A 13,105-nucleotide genomic window follows, 5' to 3' on the forward strand; every position below is an offset into this window, starting at 1 on the left:
GGAGGAAGAAGCATGGGAAAAAAGCGTGTTGTGGTGAAAGTCGGCTCCAGCAGCCTGACGGAAGCAGGCGGCGTCCTGTCAGAGAAAAAAATCAATCCATTGGTCGGGCAAATCGCCGCCCTGATCCGGCAAGGAATGGAAGTGATCCTTGTGTCGTCCGGTGCGGTTGCCGCCGGGATCGGACGGTTGGGATGGACCCCGGCTTCGATTACCATTCCGGAAAAGCAGGCGGCTGCCGCTGTGGGCCAAAGCGCACTCATGGATACGTACCAGAAATACTTTCAACAACATGGTCTTCCGGTGACCCAATTGTTGCTCACACGCTTGGATTTGGAAGACCGGAAACGGTTTATTCACATTCGCAATACCATCGAAACGTTGTTGAAAAAGGGGATTGTACCCATTGTTAATGAAAATGACACGGTGGCCGTTGATGAAATTCGCGTGGGGGATAACGATACTTTGAGCAGTCTGGTGGCCATTGTGGCCCAAGCAGACCTTTTGGTGATGCTGACAGACATTGACGGTTTGTATACCAAAGATCCCCGAAAAGATCCCGAGGCCGAAAAAATTGAGGAAGTGCATGTCATCACCAAGGAATTGGAAGAGATTGCCGGGGGTTCCGGAAGCATCGTGGGAACCGGCGGAATGCGGACCAAAATGACCGCGGCCAAAATCGCGGTCCAATCCGGAATGAAGGTGGTGATTGCGTCCGGCAAAGAACCGGATGTATTAAGAAAAATTGTGCAAGGGGAAAAAGTGGGAACCTGTTTCCATCCGCACAGCCGCTTGCCGAGCAAAAAATCATGGTTGGCGTTCAGTACCCGTGTCAAGGGGAAAATCACGGTGGATTCCGGTGCGAAAGAGGCGCTGGTCCGGTTTAACAAAAGCCTTCTGTTGGGCGGAGTGATCCGTGTCAGCGGAACTTTTTTGGAAGGAGCCGTCGTGGAAATTTGCGATCCGTCCGGCCGCTCTATCGGCAAAGGGATCTCCAGCTTTTCCAGTGCCGACCTCAATCTCTTGCTGGAACGGAAAGCTTGGAATCAGGGAAATGAACGGATTCATGAAGTGGTTCACCGGGATATGATGGTGATTTTGAAGGAGGAGGAGCTAGTCTTATGATGACGGTTGATTTGCAAGACATGGTGAAAAAGAAAACATGCAAAGCCAAACAGGCTTCACGGAAGTTGACGATGGTTTCCGCCCGGGAAAAAAACGAAGCATTGATGCGCATGGGCGAGAAATTGTGGCAGATGCGGGAACGGATTTTTGAAGCCAATCAAAAAGATTTGGATGCCGCCATCCAAAACGGATTGTCCAAAGCGAAACAGGACCGGCTGCTGTTGAATGAGAAACGCCTTGCCGACATGATTGAGGGGCTGAACGTATTGGTCCAAAGCAGCGATCCGGTCGGCGAAGTGATGGAAACCCATTGCCGCCCGAACGGATTGAAAGTGGATAAAGTGCGCGTTCCGTTCGGGGTGATTGCCATCATTTACGAATCACGTCCCAATGTCACCGTGGATGCCGCCGGTCTGGCATTGAAAGCCGGCAATGCCATTGTCCTTCGCGGGGGGAAAGAAGCAATCTTCTCCAATCAGGCACTGGTTCGGGTCATGTGTGAAGGGCTGGCGGAAACACAGATTCCGGTTGATGCCATTCAATTGATTGAGCGGACCGAGCGGGACACGATTGATTATTTGATCCGGGACAAAGAATCGGTCGACTTGGTGATTCCGCGCGGGGGAGCCGGATTGATTCAACGGGTCGTGCAAAATGCCCATGTGCCGGTCATTGAAACCGGTGTGGGAAATTGCCACATCTATGTGCATGCTTCCGCGGATTTAAAGATGGCCCGGTCGGTGGTGGTCAATGCCAAAACCCAACGGCCTTCGGTTTGCAATGCCATGGAAACCCTATTGGTCGATCAGGGCATTGCGGAGGAATTTTTGCCTTTTTTGGCCCGGGAGTTGGCGGCCCGGGGGGTGCAGGTGAAAGGATGTGAACAAACCTGCCGCATTTTGCAAAATGAATCTTCGCTGAAAATCGAACCGGCCGCAGAAGAAGATTACGACACCGAGTTTTTGGATTTGATCCTGGCTGTGAAAGTGGTTCGGGGAACCGGGGAAGCGCTCCGGCACATTGAACGGTTTGGGACGGGCCATTCCGAAGCCATCATTGCCGAAGATCAAAAAGCGGCGGATGCCTTTTTGACACAAGTGGATGCGGCGGCCGTGTATCATAATGCTTCCACCCGTTTTACCGACGGGGCTGAGTTTGGATTCGGCGCCGAAATGGGGATTTCCACCCAGAAGTTGCATGCACGGGGCCCCATGGGATTGAAAGAGCTTACCAGTTACAAGTATGTGATCCGGGGAACCGGCCAGGTCCGGGAATAAATAAAGAAAGGGAATGGCAAGCGTTGCCGCTTTGCCATTCCCTTCTTGATTACATACTAGGTAGCATCCAGTGATGGAGAAAACTCAGCTTTTCCCCATACTGTTGTGTCGCCCAAAACAAAAGTCCGGTCAGAATCGAGATGATCGGAATGATTTTAAACGAGAATTTGAGGATGGGCGTTAATTTTAAGTCGTTGAGCACTTTGTATATGATCAACATGACGCCGATGCCCTGTTTTTTCATGTATTTGCGATAGCCGACGGCATAGAACCAAATAATATGTAAGGCAATCAACGCAATGATCCACCACATCACCGGCGCCCCGACTTGATTGTACAGCCAGCTGCCCACCAACGGCCCCCAACTCAATCCGATCTGGGCCAGATTGGCGGCTCCGTAATAGGCACCGCGAAACCGGTCATTGCTCAACTGGTCAATCATTTGGCTGCTTACCGGGAAAATGAAAATCTCCCCGATGGTGAATAAAATGGTTCCGCTGATAAAGATCAATTCCCGGTCTCCCAGCGAAAGCGAGGCATATCCCGCGGAAAACAGCAGGACCCCCAGCAAAATACTGCTCAACGGGTTTCTCTGTTCCGCCCAGTTGGTGATAAAGGGCTGGAACAAGATGACAATGGCTGCATTGATCATTAACAAGAAGGAATAGATTCGTTCCCCGTTCACGATTTCGTTGGTCAGAAACATCGGCAAGCTTGTTTCCAATTGTGCATAAATGCCGTAAAAGATCATACTGCCTATGATGTAGTATCCCAATGTTTGGTCTTTTCTCATGAGATGCAAGCATTCGGACAACTGAACCTTGCCTTCATCCCTGGAATGTCGGATTTTCTCCTTGTACTTGAGCAAAAACCCGATTTGCATTAGGGAGTAAAGAGCATATAACAAACCGGTAAGGACAAAGGTGTAAGGACCGATCGACTGGAACAAAAAAGTCCCCAGCAAAGGACCGATCACCATGCCGATATTGATGGCCATATAACGGTAACTGAATACTTTCAGTCGTTTTCTTTGTACGGTTAAGTCCGCCATTAACGCTTGGGAAGTGGGTTCAAAAAAAGCGCGCCACAAGCCGTGGAAAAAACTCAACAGGATAAACGTGACATACCCCTGTGCCAATACGAACCCGAAAAAACAAAAGGTCCAAGCAACCAAAGAAATGACGATAATAAACCCGCGACCAAACAAGTCAGACAGATAACCGCCAACAAATCCCCCTAATGCCGCACCCAATCCCATCACTCCGAGGATGATCCCGACCTGCATCGGGGTGAACTGGATGTGATGGGTTAAATAAAACACCAAAAATGGCAGGCTCATAAAAGAGGCAGTTCTGGTAAAACCGGTTCCAAAAAGAAGAAACAGAACCATTGGATGCATTCGTTCTTGTTGATGCCGTTCTCTTCTCGACATCAAAACGGGTTGATGGTTTGTAATGAGACACCACCTCTTTGACGGGGATCAATCGTTCAACAAAATGATGCTCATGCTACACTAGTAAAAACAAAAACAGGAAGAAAACATCCCATCTCCATCTTAACGGTTATTTTGAAAATTACAATATATAAATTTTGAAGTTCCTTTTAAATAGCTCGCCGATTTTTCTATTAACACCCTGTTTTGAAATAATTTAGGTGATTAGACTATAAAATATATAATATTATTATATAAAAAACAATTTATTAATAAAATAGAATATTTTCAAACATAATTTCGCGGGAATTTGGCGGTTTCGGATTTGGTTGAGTTTGTATTCATTTTTTATTAGAATTTATTCATACAGTTTTTGAATTGTTGAGTTGATCAAAGAAGAGACAGGTGGTTGAGGAGAGTATGAGCAGAGAACCAGTCGGAGCGAAGGAAGATGTGTTGCAGAGAGAGTTGACGCCCGGGCAGTTGACGATGATCGGCCTGGGAAGCGCCATCGGCACCGGACTGTTTATCGGTTCCAGTTTGGCCATTCATTATGCCGGACCTGGTGTCATTGTGAGTTATGCTCTTATTTCTGTAATCGTGTTTATGATGGTGTTTTGTCTTGCAAAATTGTCCATGGAACATCCGACGACGGGATCATTCGGGATTCATGCCGAGAAATATCTCCATCCGTGGTTGGGTTATCTGGTCCGGTATACGTATTGGGCGGCCAATGCCATTGCCATCGGAGGCGAAGCGACGGCTGTCGGGATTTACATGCAGTATTGGTTTCCCGAAGTGCCCCGGTGGATCTTTGTGGTTGCTTTTTCACTGATGATTATTTTGATCAATGCCTTGTCCGTCAAAAATTTCGGCATGTTTGAATTCGGGTTTTCCACGGTCAAGGTGACCGCATTGTCGGTCTTTATTGTTTTGGGGTTGCTACTCATTTTTGCTGAACCGGCTGAAAGCATGAACCGGCTGGCCGGTGACGGACAATTTGCTCCTCAGGGATGGTTTGGGATTTGGATGGGAATGGTGATGGCCTCCTTCAGTTTCATGGGAACAGAAATTGTTGCCGTCACGGCCGGAGAAGCCAAAGAACCCCGTCGGGCCTTGTCCAAAACCATGAAATGGATGGCCCTTCGATTGATTCTTTTTTATTTGCTGTCCATGGCCGTGATGCTGGCTTTGATTCCCTGGCAACAAATTGGCGGGGAACAGTTGGAACAAAGCCCGTTTGTTAAGATGTTGCAGCTTTTGAACATTCCCTATGCCGCCGGCTTGATGAATTTTATTGTGTTGACGGCCGCTTTGTCGACCATGAATGCCAATTTGTATGCTTGTACGCGGATGATGTTTTCGTTGGCCAAAAGTGAGTTTGCGCCCGAAAAGTTGGGGAAGGTCACCCGAAAAGGAGTGCCGGTCCCGGCATTGATCATTTCGTCCTTTGGACTGATGATTGCCATCTTGCTCAATGTGACGGACGCGAAAGCCTATCAAACGTTGTTTGGCATCGCGATTTTCGGCGGGATCTTCACTTGGATGATCATCTTTTTAACCTATTTCCGCTATCAATGGTTAAAAACGGCACGTTTTTCACCGGTTGCCACCATTGGGTTTGTCGTGCTGCTTTTGGTATTCATCACCATGTTTTTGCATCCGGCGTGGAAATACGCGATTTATATCGGGGTGTTTTGGGTGATGATTTTAAGCGTCTTTTACGGGCTTCAGAGATGGCGGAAAGCGAAAAAACAGGAATAAGCGGAATCAGACTTTCATAATTTATAGCGGGTGATGCCGAATTTTGGCATGACCTGCTCTTTTTGTTTGAAGCGGAAAGATAGGATCCGGAAGAACCGGTGGAGAATGGAATAAAAAGGGAAACGAACAAAGATGGAGGTGAACCGATTGCCTGAGCCCCGAGTAATTCGGAAATCATCTGAAAATTGCTATCATTTGGAGGATTTCCCCCGCCTTCCCGATGAAACCGATGATATCGGGAGATTTCGGCGGGCCATTCATGCAATGCCTTCCGGATCCCGGCTCATGGTTCCGCCCGGCCGTTATTTTTTGGAGGAGATTTGCATTCGCAAACCGATTTCCATCTGTTTTGACAAAAAGGCGGTCGTGGAACCTGTGCACGTCAATGCCCCTTATATTTTGAAATGGGAGGGCGGGACGGGTTACCATGATTATTGCCTCGCCCATGACCTGAAAAGAGGGGACCGGAGTTTTTGGATTTTGCAAACCCCGTGGGATATCAAAGCCGGAGACATGATTGCATTGACAGATGATTCCACGAGATGGTCGGACGGTCAAAAAAATGTGAATGTGGAAATCCATGAAATCAAAAGCATTCATCCGTCAGAACAAGAATTGCTCCAGGACGGCCTGAATGAAAAAAGTTGGGCCGGTCCGGTTTGGAATCACCAAAGCACGTTGGGCAGGAATGCTTCTTTTGCCTGGGATCCCGGGGAATCTGCTTTAAAAATGGAATTAAAACCGGTGACGGAACCGGGATATGTTTCCTTCGAACAGAAGGTTTTCGGGATCCAGGAAGGCGAACGGTATAATTTGCAGTTGATTTGCCGGGTGAAGACAAGCCGGTCGGTCACGGGAAGCTGTTATGTTGCTTGGTATGACAGACGGGATCAATTTCTTTCCCGCTCAAAAGTGAAGGAATTTGACCCGTTACATTGGCAGAGAATCGTGAACGGGAATCTGAAGGCGCCTTCCGGTGCGGCAGCGGCGCGGGTGATTGTTTCCGTCCATGCGTTAAAGCCGGGGGATTGCGGTACGCTTTGGGTAAAAGGGGTATCCTTTAAAAGCGCAGTGACCCGGATGGTCTTGAAAGACCGGGTCCGCCTCCCCAAGCGTGCTTCCGGCCAAAAAAATGTTTACAAGATCAACCCGCTCCGGTCCGTCTGCGTGGAAAATTTTTGTTATCGCTTAAAAGAAGGTTCCAGTAAAGGGTTTGGTATTTTGGCCTTCAATATGCATGGGTTTTTCGTCCGGGGATTGAAAGGGGAAAGAGGGGCGGAATCGGCCATTCAAGTGCAGCGCAGCATGGATGTGACCGTGGAGGATTTTGATTTGAGGGATCCGCAGGTGGTGGGATCCGGTCAAGGTTACGGGATCCAATTCTACGGCGGAAACCGGAAGATTGTGGTCCGGAACGGATATACCCGGCGGATGCGCCACAGTGTGGATTTAGAAGGGACTTTTGATGCATGGGTGGAGAATGTGGTGGACGAAAAAGGAAAAGGGGCTTCATTCATGATCTCGCATAACGGCTGGTGTTCGGATATCACGTTTATCCACTGTCGGTCCGTCGACTCCGGTTCGTCGGGATTTGTTGCGGAAGCCCAAGGGGTGAAAGATCCTTTCTCTTTGAAGCATCACAATATCCGGATTCTCCATTGCGAATGGCAACGCACACGCCGTCTCGCCGATCCCGTTTGCTATGGATTCGGCATTTGGCTGAAAGCGCCGGCGACCGGGAAAATCATGCATTTTAAGGCGATGTGCGGAAATGGCGAAAACCCCACGGCTCTTCAGGACAACGGGGCGATTCGGTTACTCCCTGTCGGCAATGACCTTTTGGTCAAGCACGTGACAGGCGAAGGATTGAGGCGGGGGGTGTTGATCGCCTTCCCGTCGGCCGTTCCGGAGCAGGAATACCCGGGGAAAATGGTGTTTCGCGACATCTGTTTGCGAAATTGCCGTACCGGCTTTTTGATCAATGACGGTGAGGGAAAAAGGGTGTTTCTTTATGATTTGAAGTTGGATCAAATCGATTCCTGGTTGTTTGAAGGAAACGGGCGGGGCAGTTACGAACAATTTGTGTTGGACGGATTGAAGGTGGTGCGTTCCGGCAAAGCCGGATTGATGCAGTCCAGGCCGCAGCCGGTCCAAGGTTCGGTGCTGCAGGGAAAGATTGCCCGCATTGTGTCGGATCAAAGGGGGGCGTTTTGTTCGCTGAAAAAAAATTGGGCGCTGTCTTTAACCGACTGTTTGTTAAAAGGAGACGGGGAGACCATTTGGTTTTCAGGAAAAATCAAAAACTCCTGCGCCCGGGGGATTCCGGACGGGATTGTGGAGGGGCAGCGGTTAAAATTGGTTTCGTCCTCTCCGGATACGTTTACGGTGTTTTCGGACAACATTGCGGGGGGCAAGGGGCGCGGCATCACCCTGTCTCCCGACAAGCCGTCCGTTCTGTTGGTCTGGCAGGAGAAAAAGTGGATTCCTGTTCAATAAAATTGAGAAAAAATATGTTAATATTTTATGGTGTCTGTTTGGGGTATGGATCAAAGAATCAGAATTAGAAAGTGTGAGTGAAAATCAAAACAAAGCAAAAAACCGTAGATTTGGACAAATTGGAAGAGACGAGCAAGAATCCCATGGTGAAGGAGTACGGCGTGACTTGGACGTTATACAAATGTGAGACATGTAAATATTTAGAAGCGCATGGTAAAAGTTTTCGTTGCAGTCACCGCAAAGGACGCCACTATCCCAGTTGGGATGCTTGCGGCTTATATCGTCCGCGCTCTTAAAACTCTCGCAAAAAGCGAGAGTTTTTCCTTATAAGTAATCCATGACAATTTGTGCGCCATGGATGGCGGAGCCGGGTTTTCCGACAAGGGTTGCATTGGTCTGCATTTCTTGGAGGGGATCCGGGTGTTCGATCAAATAGGTGAGTTGTTTGGGTAAATGTTGCGGTTGGTCTTCCCGGATGGCCACTTGCTTGTTCAGCAAAAAACGGCTGTTTTTTTCTTCCTGGCCGGGGATCGGTTTGCAGATGACCATGGGGAGTCCGGTGGCCAAGGCTTCTGAACTCGTCATTCCGCCTGGTTTGGTGACGATGAAATCCGATGCGCACATAAAATCAACCATGTTATGCACAAACGGGAAGAGATGGACATGGGAGAGGTTTTTCAGTTCCCGGGATAATTCCTTATATAACGGTTGATTGTTTCCGGTGATGATGAGCAATTGATAATCTTGTCTCAAAGCCATGTTTTTTAATGCGTCCAGACAAGAGTAAAACGGCCCGATTCCGCTTCCGCCGCCCATCAGCAAGATCGTAAAGCGGTCGGGAGAAACGCCGATCTGTTTTCGCGCTTCCTTTTTCTCTTTTTGTTCCGTGAAAAAAGCCGGGTTGATGGGAATGCCTGTGCTGTAGAGATCGGCCTGGCTTCCTTTTTTTCGGATCTTCAGCCCGATTTCTTCATGTGCGGTAATATAAAAATCAACTGCGGGATGAATCCAGAAGCTGTGAACATCAAAGTCGGTCACCACGCCACCCAACCGAAAGCGGCTGCAGGAAGTATGGCTTTTCAAGTAGGCGCAGGCGCTCAAGCAAAAGGCATGCGTACAGATGATCACCTGTGGTTTTAATCCCTCGATGAGAGTCCGGAGTTTATGAGCCACAAATTTTCCCATCGGGTCCCGAAACAGTTTGCTGAACCGGGAATCCCATTGATAGCAAGCGCCCCAGAGGTTCGGGGCATAGCGCAACGTCTGCAAATAGCTTTTTTTGATCAATGATTTCAACTGCTTGCTGATCATTGGCAGGATGGAAACGATTTGAACTTCACTGCTTGGATATTCAAGTTCAATCCCTTTCTTTAATGAGCTGGCGGCGCTGTAGTGACCATAACCGGCAACGGTTTCGGTTAAAATGAGGATTTTGTCCATGGCTCAGTCACTCTCCAAATCCGTTTTAATCCTTCTTTCAACATTAATACCCGCTGAGCAAGCAAAGTCCTTTCCGTCTGAAAAAAATTATCCGGACCGGCAGGCGGCATCCGGGTCCGAATCCGCGTATATAAAACGGTCGGATCCCGGAAGGGGCGGGGCGACGCCCGTTGCAGAGATCTTTCCGACGGGGTGGTCCGGACCCGAAATATGTTATTACCTTTATCTGTATTGATTAAACCCGTGCATCATTGGGTATTGGGCAAAAGCGGCCGGGGATGTGACGATGAACGCAATCATGTGTTCTATTTTCTCTTTAACATAGAAAATTATTCAAATAGAAAGAAAGCCGGGGCATAAAAAAAGAACCCTGCATGGTTCATGGATGCAGGGTTCTTTGCGGGCTTTTAATCCAACAAAAAGTTTTTGACTTTTTTCAAAAATCCTTCTTCCTGTTCACTCACGTTGAGTGTTTTCCATTCGGAAGGGGTGGCATATTTGACCTGCATTTGGAGCATCTTTTTGTTGGAGCCGTCTTTATTCATGATGTAAAAAGAGCTGGAGTCTTTCTCTTTTTCATTTTCTTCGTTGATGGTGAACAAAATTTGTTTCCCGTCTTCCGACCAAACGGCCCCGGAAGCGGCTTTGTCAAGATCCGCCGTGATGTTTCGGGCCTGTTTGGTGGCCAGATTCATGACATAAATGTCGGTTTGTCCGTTTTGGCTTTTTTCAAACAAAACCGATTTTCCATCGGGTGAAAAATGCGGGGAATACTCAGAGGATTCCTGATCATTTTGGCCGGTTAAAGGCGAAATCTGGCTGCCGTCGGCGTTCATGATGAAAAGGCCGGTATTCCCGTCTTTATCCGTGGAATGGAAAACGATTTTTTTCCCATCCGGAGACCAGTCCGGGCTGGAATGAAAGACTCCGTCTTCGGCTTCGGTAAGCTGTGTCACTTTTTTGGTTTCCAACTCGATGGTGTATAAGTTTCCGTCGCTCCTTGCAAAGACAATTTTTTCCCCGTCGGGAGAAAAGCGTGGGGAAGAATCGAAATGGGGAAATTTGCTGCGGGTGAGACGGACTGCGTTTTTCCCGCTGCTGTCGGCAACATAGACGCTGTCATGCTTAATATAAGTAATCATGTCACCGGAAGGAGAGACATCGACGGAATTTCCCGAAGTGATCCGTTTGGTTTGCAAAGTTTCAGGGTTGAATTGATAAATGCTCTGCGTATGTAAACCGCCACTGAACAAAATGGTGCCGGGTTGTGTTTCTTGATTGGCATAAACCGGCAGAGCAAGAGAGGTGGAAAGAATGAGTGCCCCCATCACCCCTGTTACTTTTTTGGAAATTTTTTTCATGGATTCTCTCCTTTCTGGTACCGCATTTAAAAATTATTATAAAGGATTTTTTTATGTTTGCGGATGTTTGTTGCAAAATTTACAAATATTTTTTCTCATATTTTCATTTTGTTTTCATAGAGAAAAATTTTGTTTGATTTCTGTCTATGCATTCGCTAGACTGTGTAAAGAAATTGGAAAGAAAAAGGAGGATATGCATCGGAAACCGGATGCAGGATGAACATGAAAACGTTCGTGATTTCAGGTCTCAAACCGGAATTTTTTCGGGATATTGAACTGATTGCTCAATTGTTTTTTGAAAAAGTCCGTGTCATCGACAGGGACGAAGAACAAAACGGTGATTATTTTCTGGCTTTTTCCATCCATGAAGGAAAGCCGGTGGAAGTAAACATCCGGCTCGAAGATTTAAAGAGCCGCCAATGCCATGAATCTTTTCACCAACGCGAAGTGGAAGCGGAAGTGGAAGGAAAGGAATATGTGAAACGGGTCCGGCAAGCGGTGAAATATGTGTTTTTGGAAGTCATGGAAAAAGCGACCGGAATTGATCAGCCTTGGGGGATCCTGACGGGCATCCGTCCGGTCAAATTGTTCCATTCATTTTTGCAACAAGGCTTTTCCGAAGAAGAAGCGGCGCAAAAATTGCAAAAAGATTATTTGCTGCATCCGGAAAAGACGGAGATTCTGGCGGAAATTGCCCGGCGCCAAAAAAGCGTTTTGCCCGATTTATATGATCTGGACCGGGAAGTCAGCATATATATCGGCATCCCGTTTTGTCCGACCAAATGCGCGTATTGCACATTTCCCGCTTATGCCATTCAAGGGAGAAACGGAACCGTCGAAGATTTTTTGGCAGGTCTTCATGAAGAAATCAAAGCGGTTGGCAAGTGGTTGGAAGAAAAACAGTTGAAGGTAACCACCATTTACTTTGGCGGGGGGACGCCGACGTCCATATCCGTCCCGCAAATGGATGGTCTCTTCCGGCTGTTGAAAAAGCACATCCCGCATTATGAAAACGTGCGTGAGTTGAATGTGGAAGCCGGGCGGCCGGACACGTTGGATGAAGCGATGCTGGATCTTTTGAAATCTTGGAACGTGGACCGGATCAGCATTAACCCGCAAAGTTTCAAAGAGGAAACCTTGAAATGGATCGGCCGGCACCATACAGTGAAAGAAACCTTGGACAAATACCGGCTCGCACGGGAGAAAGGATTTACAAACATCAATATGGATTTGATCATCGGGCTCCCGGGAGAAGATATACAAACGTTCCGGGAAACCCTGAAGACCATGGGGGAATTGAAACCGGAATCGGTGACCGTTCACACCCTTTCCTTCAAAAGAGGTTCGGTGATGACGCAAAACAAAGACAAATATCAAGTGGCCGGGCGCGAAGAAACGAGAACCATGGTGAAGTTGGCGCGGGAGTGGGCCAAAGCCTCCGGATATGTTCCGTACTATTTGTACAGGCAAAAAAATATCCTGGGAAACCAGGAAAATGTCGGGTATGCATTGCCCGGGCAGGAAAATATGTACAACATTATCATTATGGAAGAACGGCAAACGATCATCGGATTGGGATGCGGGGCCGTCAGCAAAATCGTTTCTCCGCATACGGGACGGATCACGCGTTTTTCCAATCCCAAAGAACCCAAGGCCTATATTGATTCCTTTGCCCGCTATCTGGATCAAAAGATCCGTCACTTGGATGAAATCTACGGTCAAACCGGTTCCCTTTAATGGCGGAGGCGAAGAGGGTGTCCCGCCCTCTTTGGCCTTCTGAATCATTCGCAGATCAAACAGGAAAGCCAACGATAAACCCCTTGGCAGTCGGTACCCCGTTTAAATTCCAATTCATAGGTTTTCCCTTTGGTCCTGATTTCCAAGACATGTGCGCGGTTCCAGAACCCTTTGACATACAGCCCGATGCTGTCGATGCGTGAATACGGGATGGAAAGAATCCCTTTTTCCCTTCCGAAGAGGGTCCGGTCGATCAAGACGATCCGCCGGGTGGTCAGGACAACCATATCGAGCAGCAACCCGTAAGTATATATGGTTTCTTCACCCTCATACAGCCATTTTTGTATTTGTTCCCAATGCTTTGCGGAATTTTCAACACGGTTTTTTTCCATCTTTCCAGCATCCTCCCCTTCATTCATCATAGCCGGAATTTTTCCATTTCAACCGGTACGACGCCTGATAAAAAAAGATCCACC

At 48.0% G+C, this 13,105-nt stretch carries 9 protein-coding genes; 5 read left to right on the forward strand and 4 right to left on the reverse strand.

Annotation, left to right across the window (positions count from 1 at the left end; genetic code table 11):
* Positions 1 to 12: 12 nt before the first annotated feature.
* Both proB and FA954_RS06510 read left to right on the forward strand, forming a co-directional pair.
* Positions 13 to 1,122 (forward strand): glutamate 5-kinase, encoded by a 1,110-nt coding sequence (gene proB / locus FA954_RS06505; protein WP_138614939.1) that lies wholly within the window; start codon positions 13 to 15, stop codon positions 1,120 to 1,122.
* Positions 1,119 to 2,399, forward strand: coding sequence for a glutamate-5-semialdehyde dehydrogenase (locus tag FA954_RS06510; RefSeq protein ID WP_232357325.1), 1,281 nt, complete (start codon positions 1,119 to 1,121; stop codon positions 2,397 to 2,399). The genes proB and FA954_RS06510 overlap by 4 nt, the downstream gene beginning before the upstream one ends.
* A 49-nt stretch (positions 2,400 to 2,448) precedes the next feature.
* On the opposite strand, the gene FA954_RS06515 is transcribed toward FA954_RS06510, so the two are convergent.
* Positions 2,449 to 3,720 carry an MDR family MFS transporter gene (locus FA954_RS06515; protein WP_231564638.1) on the reverse strand — a complete coding sequence of 424 codons (1,272 nt, stop codon included), beginning with the start codon at positions 3,718 to 3,720 and terminating at the stop codon, positions 2,449 to 2,451.
* 531 nt (positions 3,721 to 4,251) lie between these two features.
* Between FA954_RS06515 and FA954_RS06520 the strand changes: the two genes are divergently transcribed.
* Positions 4,252 to 5,595, forward strand: coding sequence for an amino acid permease (locus tag FA954_RS06520; RefSeq protein ID WP_037997265.1), 1,344 nt, complete (start codon positions 4,252 to 4,254; stop codon positions 5,593 to 5,595).
* Between the two features lie 147 nt (positions 5,596 to 5,742).
* On the forward strand, positions 5,743 to 8,091 hold the full coding sequence (locus tag FA954_RS06525; protein WP_049720243.1) for a hypothetical protein: 2,349 nt from the start codon (positions 5,743 to 5,745) through the stop codon (positions 8,089 to 8,091).
* A gap of 324 nt (positions 8,092 to 8,415) precedes the next feature.
* Here the strand turns inward: FA954_RS06525 and FA954_RS06530 are convergent, their stop codons facing one another.
* On the reverse strand, positions 8,416 to 9,531 hold the full coding sequence (locus tag FA954_RS06530; protein WP_049720242.1) for an MGDG synthase family glycosyltransferase: 1,116 nt from the start codon (positions 9,529 to 9,531) through the stop codon (positions 8,416 to 8,418).
* Between the two features lie 407 nt (positions 9,532 to 9,938).
* On the reverse strand, positions 9,939 to 10,892 hold the full coding sequence (locus FA954_RS06535) for a DPP IV N-terminal domain-containing protein (RefSeq protein ID WP_049720241.1): 954 nt from the start codon (positions 10,890 to 10,892) through the stop codon (positions 9,939 to 9,941).
* A 222-nt stretch (positions 10,893 to 11,114) separates the two neighbouring features.
* On the opposite strand from FA954_RS06535, the gene FA954_RS06540 reads away from it, so the two are divergent.
* Positions 11,115 to 12,629, forward strand: coding sequence for a coproporphyrinogen III oxidase (locus FA954_RS06540; RefSeq protein WP_037997309.1), 1,515 nt, complete (start codon positions 11,115 to 11,117; stop codon positions 12,627 to 12,629).
* 44 nt (positions 12,630 to 12,673) lie between these two features.
* Here FA954_RS06540 and FA954_RS06545 read toward each other — a convergent pair whose 3' ends face one another.
* Positions 12,674 to 13,021 (reverse strand): PH domain-containing protein, encoded by a 348-nt coding sequence (locus FA954_RS06545; protein WP_170151242.1) that lies wholly within the window; start codon positions 13,019 to 13,021, stop codon positions 12,674 to 12,676.
* Positions 13,022 to 13,105: the final 84 nt, after the last annotated feature.

It is taken from the genome of Thermoactinomyces vulgaris (assembly GCF_005886755.1).
Taxonomy (GTDB): Bacteria; Bacillota; Bacilli; order Thermoactinomycetales; family Thermoactinomycetaceae; genus Thermoactinomyces; species Thermoactinomyces vulgaris.